Origin of the sequence: Aporhodopirellula rubra, from assembly GCF_014192335.1 — a bacterium.
Classification (GTDB): Bacteria; Planctomycetota; Planctomycetia; order Pirellulales; family Pirellulaceae; genus Rhodopirellula; species Rhodopirellula rubra.
The window spans coordinates 1-24,752 of sequence record NZ_JACHXU010000018.1; the positions used below are offsets into that span (position 1 = coordinate 1).

The 24,752-nt window shown below is 57.4% G+C and carries 17 protein-coding genes; 3 read left to right on the top strand and 14 right to left on the bottom strand.

All coding sequences use genetic code 11. The features are described 5' to 3' along the window. Positions 1–302: 302 nt before the first annotated feature. A complete protein-coding gene (lptB, locus tag FHS27_RS21435) occupies positions 303–1,235 on the top strand; it encodes an LPS export ABC transporter ATP-binding protein (protein ID WP_184306890.1) in 933 nt (310 codons plus the stop codon). Positions 1,236–1,453: 218 nt separating this feature from the next. Here the strand turns inward: lptB and alaS are convergent, their stop codons facing one another. From alaS to FHS27_RS21460, 5 genes are all read right to left on the bottom strand, one after another. Beyond that, entirely contained in the window at positions 1,454–4,303 is a 2,850-nt protein-coding gene (alaS, locus tag FHS27_RS21440; RefSeq protein ID WP_184306891.1) for an alanine--tRNA ligase, read from the bottom strand. A gap of 141 nt (positions 4,304–4,444) precedes the next feature. Further along, complete coding sequence (serS, locus tag FHS27_RS21445) at positions 4,445–5,728, bottom strand: serine--tRNA ligase (RefSeq protein ID WP_184306892.1); 1,284 nt, start codon at positions 5,726–5,728, stop codon at positions 4,445–4,447. 114 nt (positions 5,729–5,842) lie between these two features. After that, on the bottom strand, positions 5,843–6,466 hold the full coding sequence (locus FHS27_RS21450) for a peptide chain release factor family protein (RefSeq protein ID WP_184306893.1): 624 nt from the start codon (positions 6,464–6,466) through the stop codon (positions 5,843–5,845). Positions 6,467–6,722: 256 nt separating this feature from the next. Beyond that, positions 6,723–7,445 (bottom strand): YqjF family protein, encoded by a 723-nt coding sequence (locus tag FHS27_RS21455; protein WP_184306894.1) that lies wholly within the window; start codon positions 7,443–7,445, stop codon positions 6,723–6,725. Continuing rightward, positions 7,442–9,019 (bottom strand): protein kinase domain-containing protein, encoded by a 1,578-nt coding sequence (locus FHS27_RS21460; RefSeq protein WP_184306895.1) that lies wholly within the window; start codon positions 9,017–9,019, stop codon positions 7,442–7,444. Before FHS27_RS21460 ends, FHS27_RS21455 begins: the two co-directional genes overlap by 4 nt. 542 nt (positions 9,020–9,561) lie before the next feature. On the opposite strand from FHS27_RS21460, the gene FHS27_RS21465 reads away from it, so the two are divergent. Further along, positions 9,562–10,176, top strand: coding sequence for an ECF-type sigma factor (locus tag FHS27_RS21465; RefSeq protein ID WP_009097556.1), 615 nt, complete (start codon positions 9,562–9,564; stop codon positions 10,174–10,176). A gap of 172 nt (positions 10,177–10,348) precedes the next feature. Here the strand turns inward: FHS27_RS21465 and FHS27_RS21470 are convergent, their stop codons facing one another. From FHS27_RS21470 to FHS27_RS21485, 4 genes are all read right to left on the bottom strand, one after another. Then, positions 10,349–12,478: a peptidase M50 gene (locus FHS27_RS21470; protein WP_184306897.1), complete on the bottom strand. Its 2,130-nt coding sequence runs from the start codon at positions 12,476–12,478 to the stop codon at positions 10,349–10,351. Next, a complete protein-coding gene (locus FHS27_RS21475) occupies positions 12,475–13,515 on the bottom strand; it encodes an HlyD family secretion protein (RefSeq protein ID WP_184306899.1) in 1,041 nt (346 codons plus the stop codon). The genes FHS27_RS21470 and FHS27_RS21475 overlap by 4 nt, the downstream gene beginning before the upstream one ends. Beyond that, the gene (locus FHS27_RS21480) at positions 13,512–15,701 is read right to left on the bottom strand and encodes a biotin/lipoyl-binding protein (protein WP_184306900.1); all 2,190 of its coding nucleotides are present in this window, start codon (positions 15,699–15,701) and stop codon (positions 13,512–13,514) included. The genes FHS27_RS21475 and FHS27_RS21480 overlap by 4 nt, the downstream gene beginning before the upstream one ends. 82 nt (positions 15,702–15,783) lie before the next feature. Beyond that, a complete protein-coding gene (locus FHS27_RS21485; RefSeq protein WP_315854654.1) occupies positions 15,784–16,992 on the bottom strand; it encodes a hypothetical protein in 1,209 nt (402 codons plus the stop codon). A 432-nt stretch (positions 16,993–17,424) separates the two neighbouring features. On the opposite strand from FHS27_RS21485, the gene FHS27_RS21490 reads away from it, so the two are divergent. Then, complete coding sequence (locus tag FHS27_RS21490) at positions 17,425–18,057, top strand: zinc-ribbon domain-containing protein (RefSeq protein ID WP_184306902.1); 633 nt, start codon at positions 17,425–17,427, stop codon at positions 18,055–18,057. On the opposite strand, the gene FHS27_RS21495 is transcribed toward FHS27_RS21490, so the two are convergent. The 5 genes from FHS27_RS21495 to FHS27_RS21515 are packed head-to-tail and all read right to left on the bottom strand — an operon-like array spanning position 18,038 to position 24,547. Continuing rightward, positions 18,038–20,767 (bottom strand): hypothetical protein, encoded by a 2,730-nt coding sequence (locus FHS27_RS21495; RefSeq protein ID WP_246420498.1) that lies wholly within the window; start codon positions 20,765–20,767, stop codon positions 18,038–18,040. The genes FHS27_RS21490 and FHS27_RS21495 overlap by 20 nt on opposite strands. Beyond that, positions 20,768–21,958: a TIGR00266 family protein gene (locus FHS27_RS21500; RefSeq protein ID WP_184306903.1), complete on the bottom strand. Its 1,191-nt coding sequence runs from the start codon at positions 21,956–21,958 to the stop codon at positions 20,768–20,770. A gap of 23 nt (positions 21,959–21,981) precedes the next feature. Continuing rightward, the gene (locus tag FHS27_RS21505; RefSeq protein ID WP_009097566.1) at positions 21,982–22,665 is read right to left on the bottom strand and encodes a TIGR00266 family protein; all 684 of its coding nucleotides are present in this window, start codon (positions 22,663–22,665) and stop codon (positions 21,982–21,984) included. 53 nt (positions 22,666–22,718) lie between these two features. Continuing rightward, positions 22,719–23,378 (bottom strand): TIGR00266 family protein, encoded by a 660-nt coding sequence (locus FHS27_RS21510; protein WP_315854648.1) that lies wholly within the window; start codon positions 23,376–23,378, stop codon positions 22,719–22,721. After that, complete coding sequence (locus FHS27_RS21515; RefSeq protein WP_184306905.1) at positions 23,375–24,547, bottom strand: M48 family metallopeptidase; 1,173 nt, start codon at positions 24,545–24,547, stop codon at positions 23,375–23,377. Before FHS27_RS21515 ends, FHS27_RS21510 begins: the two co-directional genes overlap by 4 nt. Positions 24,548–24,752: the final 205 nt, after the last annotated feature.

Consider the following 24,752-nt stretch of genomic DNA (forward strand, 5'->3'; position numbering starts at 1 on the left):
GAATCCCGCCACCTTCGACAAGTCGTTTCACGACGAGGTCAGCAATATCTTCAGCGGTCGGTTGGTTCGGTGCCGATTCCATGGCAAATATCCTTCAAAGAGTTACCCAAAATTCCTAGCTCCCCCGGCTGTGCGCTCGAGATTGTAAATCACCGGAGATTCTAAGCCGACCCCAATTCAAGCTGCAAACCCGGTCATGCACCCCCCTGATTCTCAGGTCGAGATTGTGCTGGCGGCCGGATTTTGCGATTGTTACCGAACCATCCAAGTTCCTTTCCCGCATCCCAAGATGCCGGCCTACTATGTCTGACGATTTCGATTCCGCCACCTTGCCCAGCAACGGCCGAGAAGAGTTCGCCGAACGAGAACCCATCCTCGAGGCCGTCGGTCTGCAAAAGACCTACGGACGTCGCCGGGTCGTCGATGGCGTCAACCTTAGTGTCGGAGAAGCTGAGATCGTCGGATTGCTCGGTCCCAACGGGGCGGGAAAATCGACCAGTTTTCGAATGATCTGCGGGTTGGTGCAGCCCGACCGAGGCCGAGTCTATCTTGGTGGCCAGGACGTCACCGATTGGCCGATGTTCCGAAGAGCACGCGACGGGAACATGGGCTATCTGCCGCAAGAACCCAGCGTTTTCAAAAAGCTGACCGTCGAACAAAACATCTCAGCCCTGCTCGAACTGCTCGGCTTCGACCGCAAGCGACGTAAAGAACGCACAGACGAACTCCTCGAAGAGTTCAACATCACGCACATTCGCAAAAGCCCCGCGGCCGGATTGAGCGGTGGGGAACGGCGACGACTCGAAATCGCACGTTGCCTCGTTTCGGATCCCCAAATCGTCATGCTCGACGAACCGTTCGCCGGGATCGACCCGGTAACTGTCCAATCGATTCAAGGTGTGATCACCCAACTGCGAGATTCCGGAATCAGCGTGCTGATCACGGACCACGCGGCTCGTGAAATCCTAACCACCGTCGACCGGTGTTACGTGATCTACCAAGGCCAAGTGTTGATCGACGGAACGCCCGATGAAGTCAAACGGCATCCGAAGGTGCGTGAAGAATACCTCGGTGACCTCGATGCCGCCGCAGGCGTCCCCCACGCGGCGAAGCAGGCCAGCACGGCGGCTCCCGTGCACGCAACACCACCGCGACGCGTTGATGAACCCCACCCACCACAACCGGCTCGACGAGCGGTCGCGGCCCAGCGTCCACGCCGAGTCACGGACTGTTAAAACGGACGCAGGAACGCGGCACTGATACCGCACTGTTCGATACCGCGTTGTTTGATACCGCGTTGTTTGATACCGCGTTTAGAACAAGCGTCATCAGGCAAGGCTCAGGATTACGGCAGCCCCGGTTTCCTCACGCCCTGATACACTCCTGCCGGCTTTACCGGCCTCCCTGCCAAACGGCCTCCGAGACCGGAGACCGGCCCCAAGGACGACCGACGCTATGCGGTCGACTTTTCTAGCTGCTCGGTCATGCTCTTGCGAGCCTGCTCGATCGCTTCAGGAAGCTTTGCGGGATCCTTACCGCCGGCCTGCGCCATGTCGGGTCGACCGCCACCGCCACCGCCGACAACCTTTGCCGCGGCACCGACCCAAGCTCCCGCTTTGAGGCCGCGATCAACAAGATCACGACTCAAACCGCCCACCAAAACGACCTTATCGCCTTGAGCGGAGCCTAACAACACGGCCGTTGGACCTTTGCTCTTCTTGCGAATTTGGTCAATCCATCCTCGCATCAAATTTGGGTTGGCACCGGGGGTCTCTGCAACGACGAGCAACGTATCGCCCACCGTCGTACCGGACTCGATCAAATCGTCGGCCGATACCGTGCCGCCTTCGGAAACCTCTTTCAGTTGAGCGACCAGACGACTGCGATCGGTTAGCAACGAATCGAGCCGGTCGATGACGTCATCGATCGCCACGTTAAGCCGCCGGGTCAACGCACGCACTGCGGAGCGGACGGCGTTGTAATCCGACGTGTCTGTTGGAGTCGCTTTGGCGGCGGCCGGGTCAAACTGAAACTCGTCGGAATGCTCGACCGCTTTGCCTGCGGACAATTCTTTCTTCAACGTTCGGACGTTTTCCATCAATGCCTCCGTCGCCGCGGCGGCGTAGGCGGGTTTGCACCCCAAGCGTTCGGCAACTTGGTCGAGCAAATGCAACGTCTGCTCACGATGCTGTTTCGCACGGTCACCCGTTAATGCTTGAATTCGACGCGTGCCCGTGGACACACTTTCTTCGACGACAACCTCGAACGCACCGATATCGGCGGTGTTGGTCAGGTGAGTCCCGCCGCACAGTTCACGACTGAATTCTCCCATCGAGACCATCCGGCATGGATCGGGATACTTCTCGCCGAATAGCATCATCGCACCGGCCTTGCGTGCTTGATCGAGCGAGACGGTGTCCCAACGGATCGGCTCACTCTTTTTGACGAGTTTCAAAACATCCTTCTCGATCTCGACCAGAGTTTCGTCCGGGATCGCTTTCGGGTTGGTAAAGTCAAAACGCAAGCGGTCCGGTTCGACTTTACTGCCCTGCTGTTCGGCGTGGCGGCCGACGTGTGTGTGCAACGCATGATGCAAAACGTGAGTGGCCGAGTGAGCACGGGCTAGGGCCGTTCGATTTTCGACGTCCACTTTGGCGGTGCAGGCTTCGCCTTCGGTGATCTTCCCACTGACCAATTTGCCGTGGTGCACGATCAACGAAGCGTGCCGCTGCGTGTCGAGAACCTCAAAGCGGAAGTTTTCATTCTCGATGACGCCGGTGTCGCCGACCTGTCCGCCGGACTCTCCGTAAAATGGCGAGTGATCCAGGACGATTCGCAGGCTCGCGTCACCCGGACGATCCAGGTGTGAAAGCAACTGCCCCTCATCGCCTTTTTCTTTCCCGTCGCCCGTGATGATGCCCTTCACCGTGGCTTCCGCCTCGGTCGATTCGTAGCCGACGAAAGGGGTCTCGCGAAGAGCTTCCTTCAGTGTTTCGAGCGGACCGGTTTGGAACAAGACACGTTGCCCGCCATCGCTATCGCCGGCGTGTTTTTCCATCGCCTCGCGGAAACCAACCCAATCGAACGTAAAGTTTTGCTCGGCAGCGAGCGTCTGTACCAACTCCGGAGGCACGCCATAGGTAGTCAAAAGGTCCGCCGCTTCGGCGCCCGGCACCATCACCGACGACTCGGCTTGCATGTCCTCGAAAAGATGGCTGATCCTTTTCATACCGCCATCAATCGTCGCAAAAAACGCACGTTCTTCGGCCTCAATCGCTTCCCCAACCCGCTGGGTCGTTTGACTCAGTTCGGGATATGCAGCCTTGGATGCTTCGGCGACCGCGCTGGTGAGTTGATACAAGAACGGTTCACGCAGGTTCATCTGATACCCGTCGAGAACGGCGCGACGGATGAGACGACGGATGACCGACCGAGCGTCCTTGGGTCCGGGATAAACGTTTTCATGAATCGAAAAGACCGCCGCGCGAGCGTGATCAGTGATCCGGCGGAGACGCCGACCGTTGTCGCCTTCGTACTCGTATTTGACGCCACAGACTTCCGCCGCAGCGTGCACGATCGGAAGCAAACTGTCGATGTGGAAGTTCGTCGGCACGCCTTGCAGAACGCTGGCTGTCCGCTCGAGTCCCATCCCCGTATCGATGTTCTTGCTCGGCAACGGATGCAGGTTGTTCGGTGGCGTTCCGACACGATTGAACTGGGTGAACACCAAGTTCCAAATTTCGACGTCGCTGCCGTCATCGAGTTGGTAATAAATTTCGCTGCACGGTCCACACACTCCATCGGGACCTTCACTCGGCGCCGACGCCGGCCAGAAGTTCTCGTCTTCGTCCATTCGAGTGATACGCGACGTCGGAAGACCGATCGTTTCGTTCCAAATCTTGAACGCTTCGTCGTCGTCTTTGTAAACCGTCACGTTCAGACGGCCCGGTTCGATCCCCAACCATTTCTTATCGGTGAGAAATTCCCACGCCCAGGCAATCGCCTCCGGCTTGAAGTAGTCACCGAAGCTGAAGTTACCGAGCATTTCAAAAAACGTGTGGTGGAACGCCGTCCGACCGACATTGTCAATGTCTCCGGTTCGCAGGCATTTCTGGCACGTCGTGGCACGCGTAAAGTCCAGCTTCACTTTACCGAGAAAGTGATCTTTGAACTGGTTCATCCCCGCCGGTGTGAACAACACCGACGGATCCCATGCCGGCACCAACACATCACTGGGTTGGCGAACACAGCCTTTGGTTTCAAAGAACTCAAGATACTTTTCGCGTAATTCGTCAGTCTTCATATTGGTTCAATTGCAATGGTGATGTGTTGAATTTTGTTATCAATGGAGGCTCCTAGAACGAGGAGCATGGTGGTACCTGTTACCGACCGCGATCGTGCGTTCGTTGGTCACTCGCAGCAACGAGTGCCCCAAACCGATCGGTCATGCGATCGGTTCGAGAACCTCTTTCCCAACCCAAGGCTGCAGCACTTTCGGCACGCCGACCGACCCATCGGCACGTTGGTGATTTTCCAGGATCGCGATCATCGCACGGCCGGTCGCGACCGCGGTACCGTTGAGTGTGTGAACGTACTGTGTCCCTTTTTGACCGGCTGTTTTGTAACGAACGTCCAATCGCCGAGCCTGGTAGTCGGTGCAATTACTCGTGCTGGTGACTTCGCCCCACTCACCGCCATCACCGCGGCCGGGCATCCACGCCTCAAGATCGTATTTGCGATACGCTGGGCCGCCGAGATCACCTGCCGCGGTGTCAACGATCCGGTAAGGGACTTCCAACGCGTCAAAAAGTTCGCATTCGAGTTCACGCATCTCTTCGTGAATCGCGTCGCTCTGTTCAGGCAATGTGAATGCGAACATCTCGATTTTGGTGAATTGATGCACCCGATACAGGCCGCGTGACGCTCGGCCCGCCGCTCCGGCTTCGGTCCGGAAACAGTGACTAAGCCCGCACAGTTTCAGCGGCAACTTTTCGCTCTCGAGAATTTGTCCGCTGAGCATCCCGCCGAGCGTGATTTCCGCGGTGGCGACGAGGTTCAGCTCGGTGTTCTCGATGCTGTAAATCTGAGTCTCAGGGCCACGAGGGTTGAACCCGGTCCCCTGCAACACGCTCGTCAGGGCCAAATCCGGTGTGGCAACCGGAGTGAACCCACGATCGCTAAGGAAGCTGACTGCGAACTGTTGTAACGCCAAATCCAAACGCACGGCCGCGTTTCGAAGGAAATAGAAGCCCGATCCGGCAACGCGAGCACCGCCTTCGAAATCAAACATGTCGTGCTTCTCACCGATCGCTAAATGGTCGATCGGTTTGAAATCGAAGCTCGGCTTTTCGGTTTTGCCAAACCCCAATTCGTTGGCATCTTCTTCCCCGCCATCGGGAACCGCTGGATGGGTGAGGTTCGGCAAAACGGACTGCAATTCGAGGATTTTCGCCTCGAGTTCGCTCTGTTCCGCGGCGGCCGCGTCTTTTTGGTCACGCAGCGCACGTCCTTCGGCGATCAGTTTTTGGCGTTCCTCGTTGTCCTTCGCACCGGCGATTCGCTTGCTCGTTTCGTTCGCCTGGGTGTTGAATTCCTGCGACCGTTTCAGCGCCGCGAGGCGTTGCGATTCGAGTTCGCAGATGGATTGAACGTCGACAGAAACCCCACGCCGGGCCGAGTTTTCGGACACGACTTCGGGGTTTTGCAGAATAAATTTGCGATCGAGCATCGGCAGAAGGATCGGTTTCGAGAATGGGACAGAGTCAGAAACCGCACAACTTAACGAAAGTCAGCAAGATTTCGCAGTCCCAGTACCTCAGAGCTCCACCGGCAATTTCGTCGCTTATTTCAGTGGACCGCGGCCGTGGTGTTGGCGGATGCGATTGACGAGCGTCATCGCGGGGTGGTGCGACCGCAAACACGCGGCAATTCGGCTGGTCGAAACCTTCCAAAACGGTGCCACCAGACTCGGCTGCCCGCCCGCGACGTGCAAATCATTGAGCAAAAGAGCGATCACCGCGGGTTTCGCGTCATTCTGTTCCGCCATTTTCAGCGGCGAACCACGAAAACGGTCGCGAACGGCCTGCTCCTGCGAATCGGCGACCGCAGCGTCCGCCAACGGAGACGGCGTCCGCAAACTCACCGCCAACACGTACCGCAGCCTGCGAATCGCGACGTCTCGGTTGCGATGCTGATTCCGCTCCTCGGTCGCCTCCGCCGTGATCTCGGCCGGCCGGTATGTAACGAATACCCCCGAAGCGGTTCGATTGCGATGCTGGCCGCCCGGACCGCTGCGTGACTGCGTTCGGAACTCACACTGTTTCAGTAATTCCTCCATATCCCAAACCGACGGATGAGGCGTCGAAGCCATCGACAACGGCATCCGCTCATCCACCGCAGGCATCACGGGCGTTTGACCAGAATCAGACGAAGATTTTCGATCCGAACGGCGCGATGACTCAGACATATGCGGTTTCTCTTTGCTTATTTTTTCGCGGTGTTGCGAACACGGCATTTTGGAGGGACATCGAGGTCGGCCAGAGGACGTCATTGATGAACGTGAGTACAAACAAGTGAAAAGTCTGCGTTGAATCTCACTTGCTCGTACGTCAATCCAATGCGGGTCGGTTCTAAGAACGAAGACTCGGCGTTTGCCAACGAGGGGCAGGGTGTTTGGAACCGGAGTTCATCCCAAAAGCTCGCCTAAGTACAGGGCCGTGCAATTACGAAATTCGCTGGCCCTGTCTTACGGTGACGGGTGAGCCTTCGGCGACGAAGGCGGAGCACGGGGGTGAGGAGAGAGGGGCGGCGAATTGCTCTCCGTAAAAACCTGCGAAATCGCCGTCGAGGTTGATCTTCGTCGCTTCCCAGACTCGCCACTGGGGATGTTCGACTTGGTATTCGATCGTGCCGCGGTTTTGCTTTGACGAGTAGCCCCAGTAATGTTCGGTGATGAATTCTTCTTGGGATCCGGAATCAGGATAAAACGGATCTCCGGTGTATTCAGCTCCGATCGTTAACCAGCGACCAGAGTGTCGCCATCCGTAGGTCGCCTGTCCGTTGGACTGGGGTGTCGGACTCATGAGCGTCGATCGCATCGGCAATGAAACGTAGTTCTCTTTGTAGATCCATCTTGCCACCGCCGCGATCGCGAACCGTGGCACAACCTCTCGCACAAACACAACGCCGCGTCGCCATTCACTGCCGGCTCGATGGCGTACGTAGAACCGCAAATTGACTTCGTCGAAGTTGCGATGAAACGGGATCGGAATCCCCAGTACCTTCGTATGCAAAAATTGGAACGCAACCAGGCTGACGAATGTCTTGCCCTCCCAAAAGTCCAATTCCGTTCCGTTTGGAATGAATTCGCGGAGTGCGTCGGGATTGATCTCGAAATTCAACATCACGAGCCGGCGCCATTGAGCGGTCAAAAAGGGAGCATTCATGTCGATGTTGCGTCCGAGTCGTCTTTGCTCGCAATTTCAGCGGTCAACTCAGGCGTAACATCCGCCCACGCGCACAATTGATCGGCATTCCAGTGGCGACAGGCCGGGTCCGGGTGAATTAAGCCTGAGAGAACGTCTCGAAGTTCCTCGGAGACGTTCAACGCTGGCCAATCCGCCGACGGAACGGTCGCCCGTTTGAGTTCGAGCAGATTGACGGGATCACGGTCTTGAAACAATCTTCGCCCGGTGGCTAACTCTGCCATCACGCAACCCAACGCGTACCAATCCGAACTCGGGGTAACCGCATCGCCGCACAATTGCTCGGGTGCCATGTATGCGGGTGTCCCCTTAATGTAAAGATCCGCCTGATCCTGGTCCAAATCTTGGCACAGCCCAAAATCAGCCAACGCTGCTCGCCCGGTTCGGTCGAGCAACACGTTCTCGGGTTTGATATCGAGGTGCACAACATTCTGCGAGTGCGCGTGACACAGTCCGGCCGCGATTTGCCCGATCAATCGACGCACCGTCGGCTCTGCTAAACGTCCATGTTGCCGAAGCACCTGACGCAGGTCCGTGCCGTCGAACAGTTCGAGAACGAAGAAACGCGTGCGTACGTCAACAAAGGAATCATAAACTTCGACAACATTGCGGTGCCGTAGATTCTGCAAGACTTCTGACTCGCGATGGAAGAGGTCGACCACTGCCGCGTCATGAACGAAACGGTGGCGGAGCATTTTTAACGCGACGCGGCGTTGCGGTTCATGCTCAGGGTGGCACTCATAGATCACTCCCATACCTCCTCGGCCGATACATCGAATTAATCGGTATCCACCTAGAATGCGTCCGCACAACGCATCGATTTCGCGGCGTCCGAGCCGGTCGCTGACCAATTGACTCAGCGCGATCTCAATTTCGGGAAACTCTTCTCGCAACTCTGCAAACGATTCCGCACTGAGCGTGAGCGTTTGCACCTCGCCGGTGGCGATCACCGTCGCGGTACAAGTCTCTCCACTTAATAGGGACATCTCTCCGACGACGCTACCGGGGCCGCAATGGTCGAGCACGGCGGACTCTCCCGATGCCGATGCTTTCCGTATTTCCAGTTGCCCCGCCAAAACGATAAACAGCCCCTGCGTCGGGGAACCTTGGGTCATCACCGCATCGCCTTTGACGAAACGGCTCTCGGTAAAGGAGTCTTCAAGACGTTCTGCGACCGTTCTCGTTAGCCCGGCGAACGTGGGGCAATCGATCAACGCGTGGCGAGCCGTCGAGATGGACGCTAACCTTCCCTCGCCAAGAAACGACGACTCATCCGGGTCAGGCATCACCACGTCGAACAGGCAAATGCGGGACAGCGAACACATGAAGGATGATTCGCTCTGCCGCGTTCGTAATTGACCGTCCAATGCCAACAACTCCGCGAACATTTTCGAACGCAAGGGTGCGGGGGCTTTCTCAACCCATTGATTCAACGATTCACGTCCACCCGAAAGCAGCCAAGCGATTTCGAACTCGTCACACAATTGATCGACCGTCGCCAAGTCGTCCGGCGTCAATTGTTTACCCTTGGCCACGTTTTTTCTCTTTTTTCAATTTCTGACAACGTATCGTCGTCACGCCGCATCACTCGATTTTGCCTCGCTAGGGCGACGATTACCGCGTCAGCCATCGAGACGACCGCCCCCAGAATTTGCCCCGGGGCGTCACTTCCCAGAATACTCTATCATACCGGTCACTTGGCGATGCCTTGAGATCGCATGGGGCACACAGGGGCAAACGATATTTGGGGCGATCGATTGAGGTCTACACACGAGAGGTTTGTCAGCTTTAATTCTTGGAACGAGATCGGAAGGATCACGCGATCCGCAAAGCGTTTTAGCGGCAGACCGCGAGCTATCCGCTTTGGGTGATCGCGAATGTCGTCGGGACAACCGACAATCGGCAGCCCAACTGATACTCTTGCTGAGTTCGGCTACCCTAGGATGAAGCTGAAACGAACTACTCGCCCGAACAGGGCGCGAGACATGACCGAACGCGAGAAAAGAACGCGATCAATCCGATCCGACAAGGCTTCCCCCGTAGAACGTGACGACCGAGACGTGTGACCAGGTTTGCAATGGAATTGGAAGAAGATTTATCGACGTGGATCGCCAACCTGAAAAAAGGTGATCCCCGCACTCAACAAGAGATTTGGAACGCGTATTTTGCGAGGCTCGTCGCGATGACCCGCAACAAATTGCGTGGCTCGCGTCTGCGTGAATTCGATGAAGAAGACATTGCGATCAGCTCATTCAACAGTCTCTTCCGAGCGATCGAAGAGGACCGTGTCACTCAGTTGGATGATCCGTCGGACCTGTGGAAACTGCTCGCAGTGATCTCGGCACGAAAGATCTCCGCACAGTATCGCCGACAAGGCGCAGCCAAACGAGGTAGTGGCCGGGTGCGAGGCGAATCCGTTTTCATCTCCGCAGACCAAACCGTTAAGCCAGGTCTCGAACAAGTTCTCGGGAGCGAACCGTCACCGGAGATGGCAATGAAGGCAGCCGAGTCGATTCAGGAACTCATGGAACGTTTGCCCGACCCGAATTTACGCCGTATCGCATGGCTCAAATTTGAAGGCTATTCAAACCAAGAAATCTCGCAAGTGATGAACTGCGTTGAGCGGACGATCTCGCGAAAGATCGAACGAATCCGATGCCTCTGGACTCACCAGGAAGAGGCGTCGGCATAGTCTCGGTCCCACGGCATGCGAATCGCTTGCTTCGATTTTTCGACTCACGTTCGCGTCTGCCAGCATTACCATCGGAAGTCCTACCACCCAAATCAACCCGTTGATTCCGTACGTGGCGGTACAAATCCGTTCACTCGCTGCGAACGAATCGCGGAGTGCGAGACGCCGATCGTTACACGCCAAATAGGTCGCGTGCCATCTGCCACAGATCTTCCCACAAAGGTTGTGGGGGTAAGTGCACGACCGCCTCGCACCGGACGCCTTCCCATCGCGGAAGTGAATCGATGGACACTCCGATCGATTCGGGGACATCACACACGGCCTGATAAACTCTCGGGTCGATCTCGTTGCTGTTCTCGCTTGCCGAATCGGGGTCCGCTGTCGAATCGGTCGCATGCAGCGGCGAGACGGCAGAAATTCGTGACTCAAACACAGTCGACGCGTGCCCTGGAACACGAAACCGCACCTTACATCCGACCTGCACGTCATGCTGGTCAATTGCATCCATCGACATGGATAGCTGCAAACGATCCGACGATGCGATTCGGCACCACGAGTATCGATCGTCCGCGGGTTGCCCCACACCGGGAAAGAGGTGAATCGGGTTTTGGTGCAGATCCTTCTGCGTCAACGGCAGATCACCCGAGGGCAGAATCACCCCGTCCGTGGTCGCGAGCACATCGAGTTTCTGCTCTCGCCGATTCAGCTCGTCCTGTTTCGCCGCAACCGCTCGCGTCGCCGCGTCGAGAACATCCCACTGCGACTCCGGCGCATGCGTCTGTGATCGCGCCGCGTGTCGATTCTGATTCATCGCCGAACCGAAACTTCGATCAGACTGAAGTGACGCCAGTCGTGCGGCGCGAGAACGATGTTCGAGCACACGTGCACGGCCCCGCGTCGACGCAATCTCGAGCGACAGCTCGGGGTCACTGACACGTGCTAGTCGTTGACCTCGCACAACCTGATCCCCGACATACGCGGTCACTTCTTCGACCGTTCCTTCGGCGGGCAGATAGATACTGTGGGCGTCTTCACAACGCAGCACACCGTTGGCATGACGATACCGTGGAAACGGGGCGCACATTCCAACGATGAGACAGGCAATCACGGCCAACAAGAGTCCCCGGCGCCGCAGCGTCGACACCGCGTTCCAACGTCCAGCCCCGTTCCACATTGCCCAACCGCCTTTTAATCTTCGACCAATCGCACGAACGACCGACAAAGCCATGATGGACGCGACCAACCGCCAGGCGCCCCAACGGTCGGCGATTCCGAGCAACATTGCCGCGATCGCAATCACTAGCGTCATTCGGTACACCGCTGACGCACCATGGTAGGCGAGCATCGCCCAACTACGACGGCCTAGGAATCGCCAACGGGTTACCGGTTCGATCAGAAACCGCTGCCACGCACGTCGTGCTTCGCCTCTCAGGTTAGTACTATCAACGAGGTCACTCAGGATGAAGTAGCCGTCGTATCGCATCAGTGGGTTTGCATTAAACAAGATCGTGCTGACGCCACACACCAAAACAATATTCATTGCCGCCAACTGCACTTCGGCGGCCCCCGATAATATCCATGCCCAAATCGCAATCACACACAACACCCCTTCAGCAATCATGCCGGATGCCATCACCGCGGCGCGACGCATCGCATTGGGTTGCCGCCACACTTCGGTCACATCCACATACGGACACGGCATCAAACACAACATCCATATCCCGGCAACACCGCAACGGGAGCCCAATCGTCGGCAGGCGGTGGCGTGGCCCAACTCATGCACGGATTTCGTGATCATAAAAATCGCCGCCACACTCAGTGGTTCCAGCGATTGCAGATACGCCGACAGCGTCGGGATCGAACCGGCCCAACTTTCCCAACGCACGACGATCATGATCAGGCCCGCAATCGCGGCAGCGATCCAAAACAAGATCGCTCGAGGAGCAAAAACTAGATCACTCCATCGGACCAAACATCGGGCGATGGGATCGATCGACGCGACCGGAATCCGTATCGAGAGTAACGACCACGCGGCGCCCGCGGCACGAACTGGACGACTTTCTGTCCATCCCGCGTCGACGGCCTGTTGCCAGAGGGGACCGTCGGCGACCGATGGAATTGCTCCGAGGGTTTGCGCATCGGTTGGCCGCGAGTTTGCATCAATTGCCTGGCCGCGCACCTGCTCCCAAACCGAACGTTTGACTCTCGCGAATCGCCCTCCGATATCGTCAACAATCACACAATCGCGATTCCCCGACAGTGGCGAAACCTGCAGGTCGCGGCGCAGCGGCGCGGCCGTCATCGCAGCGGACCCGCGGCGGCACGTTGGTTTCTCCACGCGATGTCCGCATCGGAACAATGGATCTGCATCGTCACATCCATACCGGGAGACAATTGCCATCCATCGGCGACGCGCCCTGAATCATTCTGTTTGTCTTGACTAACAACTTGGCGACGATTCTCAACTTCGGCATGCAACCGAAAACGGTTCCCCGGCAAACGCGTCGGATCAACCGAAATCACCTGCCCACGGAGGAAGTTTTGGTTTTGGGAATTGGAGTTTTGCGAACGCGGTTGGGTTGCAGCACCCTCCGTGCCCCGGCGTGATATCGTTCGTTCCGAATCGCTCGACCACTGAACCGTCACGGGCAAACCAACGCACCGTGCGGGATCGAGTTGATCGGCGGCGACGAGTGCGTGCAAATGCAACACGCCCGCATCGGCAATCGTGAAGAGCGGTTCGCCCGCATGAGTCCACTCGCCTAACTCGCGATGCACGTTGAGAACGATTCCATCGATCGGGCTGTTGCATTCGAGCTGTTTGAGTTCGTGATCGATCATCGCGAGATCCGCCGCCCGGAGCTGCATGTCGATTTCGTCTTGGCGTCGTTGTTTCTGTGCACGTGCCAACTCCAATTCGGCCCGTTCGGTCGCCAGCTTCATCCGACGCAACTGGTTTCGCGCGACCGCTCCGCTGACACGATCACTCGCCGCTTGTCCGTCATCGAGTTCGGCTTGTGCTTCGGCAAGAGCGGTTTCCGCATACTGGATTTCAACGTAGTCGTTCAGCATCAATCGAGCCGACTCGTAGCGCAGCGCCGCAGCCCGTCGACGGATCACGAGTGCAGTGTCGTCGAGCTTTGCGATCGTTTGCCCCTTCGTCACCCATTGATTTTGTCTTGCGTTGAGTTCCGCGACCGGACCGCTCTGCCGCGCCGGCACATCGACCTTGCCGGCAAATTCAACGACGACATCCCTCACGACCACGACCGCATCTTCGGCCCGCGAATCCAACGAAAACGCGAGGACGAGCAACGCAAACCAAAGTGGTGATTTCATAGATAAACTCCGATGCGGGTTCGTACCCAACTGGCGATGTCTTCAAACAGGAACCAACCGAGCGATGTTTGACCGCAATGTATCGCTACCCTCGCGGGCGTTTCGGTCAACGGTTGATCGCCCAGCGTCGGAGCCGCCGACAATGTCAGTCGCAGAATCACGCCAGGCGTCCCGTCGACAGGGTCAGCCACGACAGGCCCAAACCGATGAGGCGTTGCGGAGTGCGAATCGCCGGGTGCCCAACGTGTGGAGACATCCGCGGTGAGGCTGTCGACCGCGATCGCCTGGTCAACTCGCGCCACGCGTCGTTGCGGGATCGTTGCATCCACAACCCAAGTCGTGTCTTCGGCGATCACGTTCAACACGGCGTCGCCGCGTTTGAGCGGCCGCCCCGCCAAACGTTCCTGCAACCGCCACGCGTCCACTCGCCCATCACGACGCGCACGGAGGATCAAATCCGATTCACTGTCCGCGATCAAATCGAGTTGTTGATCGATCGCGTCAATCTCTTCACTGATTTCATGATCGCTTTGCAATTCGCCCGATCCACTGGTCATGTTCCCAGACGCGACGAGGGCATGATTGAGTTGATCACGTCGCTGCATCAACACGGCCCGGCGTCCCAGCAAAGTCGTTTTCCGCTCGGTAAGGTCACGCGACACCAACGTCGCGAGAACATCGCCCGCCGACACCGTTTGACCGTGAAAGACGTGCAACTTTTCAACCGTCGCATCCGTAACCGCGTGATAGGTATCGAGTTCGAGCGGGCGAATTAAACCGGTCGCGGGAATCAGAGACGGGATCGGCAAACAAAGCAACAAGATCGTTGTCAGAGCGATCGCGGTAATCAAACCGGCGCGGCGACGGGCGACGGAATAGATCGCACGGGCGTGCCCGGGCTTTCCATCTCGAGCGGATGCAAAATCGATCTCATCATCTTCGGTGGCTGACAATCGATTCCAAAAACGTCCTCCCGGGATCGCTTCGACTCGGTGCGCGGCCATCCAAGCTTGATGTCCGCCGACGAGCAGTCGTTCGAGCATCATCCGGACTTCGGGGATCGGCTCTTTGAGCTGTCTGGCTTCTTCGACGGGTTCGAGCAACACCAATCGCCAGCGTGATTCGGGGCGTTGGGCGACGACCCATCGCGGAGCCACCGGGGAAGAGTTCACTCCGGATTTAGGGGCATTCGAGGACGACTCACGTCGATCGGCGCCGCCACGCCGTTCGGTCTCGAGGGATGCGAACGCAAACGACTTTTGGTTACGCAAAGGCGTTTCCGCCGCACCGCGAATCGCATCCGCCGCTTCGCTGTGTTGGTCAATCCGATCGACATGACTGACCGCCACGATCCGCGGCCGTCCGCGATCCACACGGACCAACGCAACCCGCGGGCAATGGATCAAGCGAGCGGTCGCATCCACCCACGCCGCTTCGATCGCTCGCGTCGACGTCAAACGCCCCATTTGGTCGATAACCGCATTGCATTCTTTAACCGCACCGAGATGCCGGGTAAGTGACCGCAACTGATCGGCTCGCAAGAACTCGCCCGCCAACTCGCCCATTTGTGCGAGAAAACGCAGCGAACCTCGCTGGCTCGCGGGACTGCCTCCCGGTTCGAGAAATACCTCGATGAGGAAATCAGGCAATGCGGCCGCCGGATCCACCAAGACCGGAACGATCGCGGCAGGATACTCGGCGGGGTTGGCAGGAACGTCTTCGTCCGATGCCCCCGGCGTGGGCGGCACCACCACGGGAGCGTTCTGCCCGGCGACTTCAATCAGCAACCGGTCATGAACCGCCGTTGCCGTTGCGTCGAAATGATGATCGGTAATAGTGCCGAGTCGGTGTTCGGCACAGTAGTGAAAAGGGCGGCCACTTTCGCCAGACGTCGTCGGATCGGTCTGCTCGTCGACCGACATCCAAACCACGACACCGTGAGCGGCCATGGCACGTAAGATGCGATCAGCCAAGAACCGCAGGTACTTGTCACGCCCACCGTCGCTCCGCTGCGCCGCGGCAACCTCACGAACGATCTGTGAGATTTCTTGACGCGCCTGATCGACGAGTCCATCGGTTGGCCCTAGTGTTCCGCCCGGATAAGGCGCACCACTCCCTGCACCGGAGGGAATGCCAGACATGCCCGGTGTGAAGAGAAACGGTTCGCTGGCGACGGTCGCCGTCACGACACAACCATGATCCGAAAGAGTGCGAAACGAGTAAGAAGGAAAACCGCGAACGCGAAACCAAGCAACGTCCGACGTGAGGCTATCGCCAAATCGAACGAGTCGGAGCTCGATCGATCACGCGTGAATCGAGCACGGCAGGATTGGACGGTATCGATCCCGATGTTTCGGCTTGAGGAGTTGCCGCGGAATAGCGACCGCTTGCGAGAACCGACGGGGGTGCCCATGTCGGGGTCGAACTGCGTCCCTGTTCCGGTGCGACTGCAGAATTGTCGACTGTGGCCACAGCGACACGGTCACCGGGCGGCAACATTTCAATTTCGGTTTGCGGCGAATCCAATCCCTCGGCGCGGCGATGATACCAACCGCTGCCAGAATCGGATTCACTAACACGCCCACGATCATTCGCGGCAACGAGGTTACGATTCCGATCCGCGGCGTGTCCACGTGGTGGTCGTGACGTTGCCGCAAGCGCCGTTGCCGGTGCCGATCGACGAGGCGATCGTGAAGAAGCGTTGCGGGTCGATGTATCGAGAGAGGCGACCGCGGCATCCGGTGCGGCGGCAGCACGCGTGTCCGCTTTGACGAACTGAGCGACCGGACCACTGCCCGCTTCCACCCACGAGAGCCAGTATTCTTGCAGTTCTGCGAGCGAATCGTATCCGTAGTGTTTTTGCACGTTCGCGGTCCACGACGGACGCTGCATGTAATCCTGGAGGAACTCGATGAACGTTTTCGGCCCCTGTTGGGCGATCAAGAATTGACAGACTGAATAGCCTTGAGCGTACATCGGCAACACGTCCGCCGGATATTCCGTCAACAGGAACAAACGGTTCATCGCGATGCCGCGACGCGATGACAAGAACTCACGCAGCTTGGCTTCGTGCTTGGTGCGTTCGGAAACGTGTTCGACGGTCGTGCAAATTCCTTCGTCGGCCCAACGTGGCAACGGACGGCCGAAGAAAGTTGCCAGCACGGTGTGCGTGACTTCGTGAGGCAGCACACTGTCGAGAATTCGTTCAGGGGTGCCGATGACTTCCATTTGAAAGTCACGCACCGGGGCAGGGTTGTACGTGGTGACGCCTTGGGCGGCGAGATTCGGCCCTGCGACCACTCGAACCGGACACGGTGCCGGCCAAGGCTGCAATTTTGATCCTGTCCAGTAGGTCGCTAAATCGTCGCGATACCGTTCCGCCGCGTCGCCGACCGATTTGGCGAGTTGAGGCGTCGGTGCCTCGACTAGAAAATTTTGTGTTCGATAATTCGCCGCATCTGATTCCGATGCCGTCATTAAGACGCCGATCAGGACGATGAAGAACGAGGCTCCGCACGCCCAAATGGAATGGCGGCGTGTCGACCAAGGGCCGAAATTCCACTGAGGTGATTGCGAGGCGCAGACCGAGTGGGTGCGTTGGGCGTTGGCATCCATGCCGTTTGACTCCATCGAAGCGTTCGTCGTCGACCGGTGAATCGTTCACCACAGGCGTCGAGCGGGGAGTTTAGGCAAAACGACCAATGCACCGATACCCAGAAAATACACCGAGTTTTCATGGTGAAAGTCGCTCCGATTTTGACGAGTCGCTATCCTCATAGAGAAACCGGCTCCTGCGACACTGCCTATTTGTCCATCTCGCTGGTTTCCCCGCTCGTCGGCTCCGCCCCGCGAAGTCGGACCAAACGCCCCCACGATTTTACGCCCTGACCTACAGAACCCATTAGGCCCATGATTTTGATCGGCACCATGAATTTGACGCGGACGCGCGAAAGGGGCGAATTTTATTGTCCCACGTGTGGTGCCACGCAGTCCTATCGTTTGCGAGCCCGACGTCCTTTCCTGACGCTCTACCTAATCCCCACGGTGCCGATCGGCGCACCTGAGCTCTTCGTGCAGTGCGATCAGTGCAAATCGAGTTGGGATGAGACCGTTCTTCAAATGGACCAAGCCACGCATCAAATGGTCCAAGAAGAAAAGTTCCGCGACGAAGCGATTCGGTCGGCGGTCTTGATGACCTTGGTCGACGACGATATCAGCGAACCGGAAATTCAAACGCTGCTCGGGTTGTCCGAAGTCCTCTTTGATCGACCGACCGACCGCGAAGAACTCGGCAGGCTGTGCTCGATCGCCCGACACGCGGGCATCCAAGCTAACAACTATGTGTTGACCGTTTCCAAGCGATGGACGATGCAACAACGGTTGCTCGCACTGCAAGGCATGTTCTTGGCCGCCACCGCGTCCGAAGACGATGTCAGCAAGAAGAAACTCGCGACGCTGCACTCGATGCGAGACCTACTCGAATTAACCGACAAAGAATTCGAGGCGGCGATCGACGACGCACTCAACTATGACGTCGTCTAAGCGTTGAAACCAACACGCATCCCCACGTTACAAATGCCAGAACAACGGTCGGTGTGTACCACCACGGCGTGTAACGAAAATCGACCCGCCAACTGCCGGGAGGACAGATGAACCCTTGCGACAAGAAGTCGACCGGGAACACCGCTGCGTCCATCGATTCCCCCGCACCCTCAGTCGAAGTCAACTCGACGCCCCAGTAACCGTCTTGGTAAACTCGTCGCGACATGAGAACCGGTTCGGACGTCTCGACAGTTGGATCATGCCCCAGCGGATTCATCAAGATTGGTCGCCGGACCGTTGCCTCATCATTCGGTTGAACACGGCTCGCAACATCCTCTGAAACAAACGCCGGGGGATTGTCTTCTTCGCTCGCCAGACGCTCGAGCATTTGCCGCCAAGCGGTTGCCCGATCCGAATCCAACACGACAACGTTTTCGTTTCGTCGAAGAACATCCCAACAATCATGATGCTGCCCAGATTCATCGAATACTTCAAATTCGATCTGAGGTAGCCGGTCGCCCGTGTCTTTCGTTGTCGGTTCATTAGGCAGCGGATCGCTCATTCGGAGATATCCTGCCACACCGAGCATCCGACACCAACTTCGCCATCGTTCGGCACGCGGTGACTTCAGTTCCTTGTCCAATGCCTTCGCGTGATACCAGAATTCCGCTAGCTCGCGTGATCCGATTGAGACCATGTTGTTGATCACCGCCTCGCCGTGTTCGAGATGCCAACGCCCGAATCGGGCACGACGAAGCCCAACCTCCACCGTCATCATGCGATCTTCGCTCGAGGTTTCGGCCCAAGATTTGGGGAGCCCGTCGTTGTTATGAACCCGCATCCATCGCAATGAAGCGTCGTTATCGATAACGTCAACCTGATTCGATTTTAGCAAACTCGCTTCGCGATCTCGGTCGATCCGCGGAACGAGCCCGAAGTTTGCCACCATTAAATCGATCGCGATCACTGCGACCAGCCACTGAGTTCTCGCACCACGCACACACAATCTCGCCCCACACCATAAAACCACTCCAACAACGGCGACATGCATCAACGCGAAAAGGAAACCGCGACCTGCGGCATCCACATCAAACGGTCCCCAGAACGGATCGGTCGAGTTCCATGTCGAGCTTTGAAGCACCGACATCACGCTGAGGAAACTCACCAATATCACACCGCCGACGCAGACGACAACCAACAGAGACTTTCGTTGAGATGGCCCAAAGCCACCCTGAACCGCGTCCCGCCGCCTCCATACCAATCCCCAACGGCGAACTCCGATTGCTGAACCAATCGCGACAGCGAGCGCCGCAAAAGGCAACCACTTCGAGGGATATCGCAGAGAATCGTAGCCGGGAAGAAACTCATGCAGGAACCAGAATGGACCTCCCCATCGCCCCGGAAGCCGCATCCACGATTCAGGCAAAGAAAACGTCGAGCCGATCGCATTGAGCAATCCGTTGATGGCCAAAAATCCGCTTCGCAGCACGTAGGCGGGCCCATATTCGCCACCCGCACTCACAATTCCCATTAGGAAAACAACACACCACGGCCACATCATCCCGATCCGCCATCGCCGGTGACGTTTCGTCAAACGAACGAGGACGGCGCCGGCGATCAGGATCGGAAACAAAATTCCGCAATACAAGGATGGCGTCCAAAGCGACGTCGCCGCACGATTGACGCCTCCATCAAACACCAACCGGTCCCAACGCGTATTAATCGGCCACGGTGCTCCATAAAGGTTCGGCAACGCGAACTCCATTGCTCGCCAAGGAGGCACCGAAAACGCGTATGCCTGCGCATCGATCTTCGACGTCGCGGGCCCGCCTGCTCGCTGCACCCGATCACTGCGAGCCGACCAGGCTACCGAAGCGACGATCTGCGGCGACGCCATCAATGCAGCCAGGACACAAACCACCACGATCTGTTTGAGACATTCACCGGCATCTGCAAACGGTCGATGCCTAACCGCTGCGGAATCCCAACCGCGTCTCCCGTGGTTCCACAAACGTCCGCCAACGCGAAGCGACTGCACGACCGCACCAACGATCACCGCGTGTAATGCGGTCGGCGGATCACCACCGAGAATCACCAGCGTCATCGCCACGGCAGGTGTGATGACCGATCGGCAATGCTTCGATAACAACGGAACCAAAATCAGTGGCAACCAAGCCGCGCCAACCAAGAACGGTGGATTGGTGGCAGAAAACAAAACGATCCCGGAGAGCGGGTATACCAAACCGGCCACACTGGCCGACCAGGGATCACAGCGGAGACATCGGGTCGCGTGGTATGCCGTCAGCGAAGCAATCACGAGGTGCAGCACAACGTAAACCGCAATCGCGGTCTCGGCAGACCAGGGCGGTGCATAAACCAACATTCGCAGTGGATAGAACACCGCCGTCGTGGTTTCTCCCGCGAGCGGCATTCCCGTTTGATCGAGAGGATTCCAGATCGCACCGCCGAACACACCCCACGGTTGCGCGCGAGAAAGTGTCGCGACCCATTCATAAAGCGGTGTGTAAAAGTAACCGACGTCTCGAAACGCCAAGCGATCGCGTCCGAACAGAACACTGGCGAAGATCACCAACAGACACGTCGGAGCCACGACCGGAGCCAAAACCAACCACGAGCATCTGCTGAGAAAAGATTGACCGGGAACGGATTTACCCGACATGGGGTCGCCACACACCGGGCTGCGAGTCATCTAATTGCTTTTCGTCGGTCGGAACGCATTCACCCAGGCAAGGAACGATTTGACCTGACGGGTTTGGATCCAAACACGACCGCTTCCCGCGAATTGACACACCAACCCCTCACCGCCGAAGAAGAATGATTTGATTTTGCCCGCCGTCCGCAGGCCAGGCAGAACCGTGACGCGGTATTGCAGCGACTCTTCGAACGCAACGATGTATCCGGTATCGACCATAAAGCCTTCGGTAACATCGATCGGGATGATCGCACCATAGGAATTAAAGAAAATGTCACCCGTCCCGGACGCCTTCAACAGCACGAGGCCCTCACCACTAAAGAAACCCTTGGCCCCTTGCCACTTCCCTGACACCTCCACACCTTCGCTGTTGAACATGTAGGCTCCGCGTTGGAGATACAGCGAATTGCCGTTGAGTCGGTGATAGGCCACGTCTCCGGCGGCTCCTCCGGCGAACATCACTTCGCCGGGGCCGTCTTGCGCCGTAAACGTATTGATGATCAAACTCTCTCCGCCGAGCAATCTCCCAAACGTCTTTCCGAGCCCGCCTTTGAAGCCCGCTTCGAGATGCATCGTCGGCGTCATCGAAACCATTGCCGACGGCTCCGCATACACCTTGCCACCCTGGGGCAAGTCAATTTTGACGATTGAAAAATCAGGCCGTTGGCTGATCTCGTACTTCATGTGTCCCGTCGTGCCACGCAACGTTTCGGAAACGCCAGGGGAAGCCGCATTCCCAGGCGAAGGCGTGCGTTGACGAGGCAGGTTTGGATCAACAAACGCCTGCGGGGTCGCCGAAGGAACCACCTCAGCAAACGGGATTTCAGCAAACGGGTCATCCGAGACCGGGATCGCCGTTGGAATTTCGGTCGCGGTTGGAATCGCCGTCGCAGTCGGGATATCGGCATCCGAATGATCGGGAGCAGCGGGTTGAACAGGTGAGACCAGCTCTACCGGGACGACCGGCGGAATGGCAGCGGCCCGTGATTTCGCGTTCGGTTTCGCGACACGATCAGCCGGTGCCGCAGCTTGATTCGGCGGCGTTGGATTCGCCGGCTTCGTTGATCCGGCCGTGGGCGCCTTGATTACCAACACGGCGCCGCACTGTTTACACTTCGCCTTCTTGCCCGCGAACTTGTCGTCCAACCGGTAGCGTTTTTGGCAATTGGGACATGCGATTTCAATCATGATGTTCTATCCGACCAACGGCCTTAGCGTGCTTTCAATTTGGGTCCGAGCAGTTGCCCGAAACTCGGCGGATTATGACTCTGACAATACAGTTTTCCCTGCCCACTGAATTTGCAGACCAGCCCTTCGCCTCCCAGAACGCTGCCGATGAGACTCGATCCCGCTTTGCCAATCTTGAAATTCAGCGTGTCTTCAAACGCAACGATGTGGCCGGTATCGACAACGTATTCCCCGTTCACCTCGACTGGATAGATCGCACCGAAACTATTGAGAAACAAATCGCCACGTCCGCTGCATTTGACCCAAAACATTCCCTCACCACTGAACAATGCCTTGCCGAGTCCTTGCCACGTGGCGTCAATTTCAATGCCGACGTCCGAAGCCAACCAACTCGACCCTTGCACGATCAACGTCCCGCCGGACAAAGGATAGTGCATCACGTCGCCCAGCAATCCTGGGCCAATCCACAGTGTTTGATTCGGGGCGGTTGCGGTGAAGTGATTCAAAAAAAAGTTCTCACCGGCAAACATACGTTTGAGCCCTTTTGCGAGCCCGCCGCCTCCGCCGCGATTTCGTGACGTCGTCTCGACGGTAAATCCGCTCGACATTGCGATCATCGCCCCCACTTCGCAGGTGACCGATTCACCGGCTTGCAGAGTCAATTTGGCAATGGACATGGCCGGTTGTGCGAGAAGTTGATGTTGCATGATGCGGGCGAGCCAACGAGCGAAAAAATCGTGAGTGCGATGTCAATCTAAATTCAATACAGGTGCGCGTTGGTCCACGCGGCCAAACCGTCAAATGATCGCGACTGCATGTAGATCCGCCCGGGACCGTTCACGCGGGTGACGAAACCCTCGCCGCTGAAGAAACTCGAAAACAGCCCGCCGGCCAACGCGATGCGGACCCCAACGGTCGGTTCATAAGCAACCAGGTGTCCCGAATCGACGATGTACTCGCTGTCGATTTCGCGTTGAAAGATCCCACCGTACGCACCGAACCAAATCCGTCCCGTGCCACTGACCTTTAACCGAAACAAACCTTCCCGCGCGATGAACATTTTCCATCCCGCCCACCCGAGCCCCAACTTCACGCCCGGTTCACATGCGATGAACGCACCGGGTTGCAAAAACATCGTATTGCCCTTGAGCTCGAGGCATTGAATGTCGCCGGGAAATGGTTGCGTAAGAATGATTTCGCCACCGGTCGAAGTTGAAAAAGTGTTGACGAACATTGATTCGCCTCCAAAGATTCGCTTCAACACGCCTTTGACGAACCCGCCACTCCACCGCGTTTTCATTTCGATCGACGAACTCATGCTCGCCATCGCGTCGGCTTCGGCCACGATTTCGTCGCCGGGTTCCAACCGCACACGGATGTTAGCGAAGGAGGGCCTATCACGAATCTCAGTTTGCATCATTCCACCTCGGCGTTTTCCTGATCGGCGTTTGGTTGCTGGTCAATTTCCCGTCCGTCCATTTCGTCCACACGGCGTTTGACCGCGGGCCAATCTACTTCAATCTCGCGATATTCGTGCGACGGCAACGCGGCGACCTGGGCTCGAACGCTCGCTATTCTAGATGCATGATCGGGGTGCGTGCTGACCCAAGCGAAAATTCCCGGGACATCACCGTGTTTTTCTTCGAGCTGTTCAAAAAAGTCCGCCATGCCCGACGGATCGATCTCGGCCGCGTGCAGCATGCGAACGCCTTCCCGATCTGCTTCGTTTTCGTGAGCTCGCGAGTAACTGTTTACCGATGCGACCTGCATCAAATCCACGGCCGATCCCATCAGACCACTGACGTCGCCAATCAACAGCGACACACCCGCCCAAATTCCGAGCGACTGACCAATCCGTTGGACGCCGTGCCGAAGCGTTGCGTGTGACATCTCATGCGACAACACCGCCGCCACCTGTTCCGGGTTCTCCGCGTTTCGGATCAATCCCGTGTAGACGACCATGTTTCCACCGGGCAGTGCGAACGCGTTGATTTGATTGGACTCCACAACATGGACGCGAAAGTCGATCCCCTCAATAGCCGCCGTGGGTGCGAGGCGATCGACAATCGACTGCATGGCACCAACGACCACTTCGTCGTCAAGCTTTGGACCACCAAGGTCCATGGATCCCATCGCGGCGTCACCAATCTGAGCATCGATACTGACCGGCAGTGCGAGCACCGCTGAACGGGCTCCGGCGCGAATCCCGAAATACCCACCAACGAGGAGCAAGAGCATGGCAATGACGAAGAACGTGCCAATGGCGAATCCACGTCGCGATTCGCCGCGTTGCTTTTTCAAACCGGAGGTTAGCTGGTCATCGAGCATTCCCGACGAAGCGAACGATAACGCTTTGGCAAACTTCGGGGATTCGCAGAAGATCGTCAGACTGCGATCCGCATTTCGGCAGAACACCATCCGCCCGCTGAACCCACCGACTTCGACCTGGCATTCGCGATAAGGGATCACAAACGCTTCACCATCGGGCGTGCGTGCACCAACACCCGACGGCAGCAATTCGATCTCTGCTCCCGCCCGACCGCCGTCGATTGTCTCGGTAAAAACGCCGCCTGAGAAAGTCTGGTCCATGTTGCACTCGTCAATGCGGATACTCACCCCCCGAGGATAATTTCAACAACACGTTTTACCACCTCAGACACCCCGTGTTGGCGATCCTGCAAATTTTTTCGCGACATGGAACTAAACTTCGCGTTCGCGGCATCTCCACGGTCCAATTCGCGAGCAACATATTGGCTCCACCGACGATCTCTCACGTAAGCGTCCGCGGCAGCGT

Excerpts from the sequence above, each read along its gene's own strand:
- lptB (WP_184306890.1), top strand. The coding sequence starts at position 303 with ATGTCTGACGATTTCGATTCCGCCACCTTGCCCAGCAACGGCCGAGAA.
- alaS (WP_184306891.1), bottom strand. The coding sequence starts at position 4,303 with ATGAAGACTGACGAATTACGCGAAAAGTATCTTGAGTTCTTTGAAACC.
- serS (WP_184306892.1), bottom strand. The coding sequence starts at position 5,728 with ATGCTCGATCGCAAATTTATTCTGCAAAACCCCGAAGTCGTGTCCGAA.
- FHS27_RS21450 (WP_184306893.1), bottom strand. The coding sequence starts at position 6,466 with ATGTCTGAGTCATCGCGCCGTTCGGATCGAAAATCTTCGTCTGATTCT.
- FHS27_RS21455 (WP_184306894.1), bottom strand. The coding sequence starts at position 7,445 with ATGAATGCTCCCTTTTTGACCGCTCAATGGCGCCGGCTCGTGATGTTG.
- FHS27_RS21465 (WP_009097556.1), top strand. The coding sequence starts at position 9,562 with ATGGAATTGGAAGAAGATTTATCGACGTGGATCGCCAACCTGAAAAAA.
- FHS27_RS21470 (WP_184306897.1), bottom strand. The coding sequence starts at position 12,478 with ATGACGGCCGCGCCGCTGCGCCGCGACCTGCAGGTTTCGCCACTGTCG.
- FHS27_RS21475 (WP_184306899.1), bottom strand. The coding sequence starts at position 13,515 with ATGAAATCACCACTTTGGTTTGCGTTGCTCGTCCTCGCGTTTTCGTTG.
- FHS27_RS21485 (WP_315854654.1), bottom strand. The coding sequence starts at position 16,992 with ATGACGGCATCGGAATCAGATGCGGCGAATTATCGAACACAAAATTTT.
- FHS27_RS21490 (WP_184306902.1), top strand. The coding sequence starts at position 17,425 with ATGATTTTGATCGGCACCATGAATTTGACGCGGACGCGCGAAAGGGGC.
- FHS27_RS21495 (WP_246420498.1), bottom strand. The coding sequence starts at position 20,767 with ATGACTCGCAGCCCGGTGTGTGGCGACCCCATGTCGGGTAAATCCGTT.
- FHS27_RS21500 (WP_184306903.1), bottom strand. The coding sequence starts at position 21,958 with ATGATTGAAATCGCATGTCCCAATTGCCAAAAACGCTACCGGTTGGAC.
- FHS27_RS21505 (WP_009097566.1), bottom strand. The coding sequence starts at position 22,665 with ATGCAACATCAACTTCTCGCACAACCGGCCATGTCCATTGCCAAATTG.
- FHS27_RS21510 (WP_315854648.1), bottom strand. The coding sequence starts at position 23,378 with ATGATGCAAACTGAGATTCGTGATAGGCCCTCCTTCGCTAACATCCGT.
- FHS27_RS21515 (WP_184306905.1), bottom strand. The coding sequence starts at position 24,547 with ATGGACCAGACTTTCTCAGGCGGCGTTTTTACCGAGACAATCGACGGC.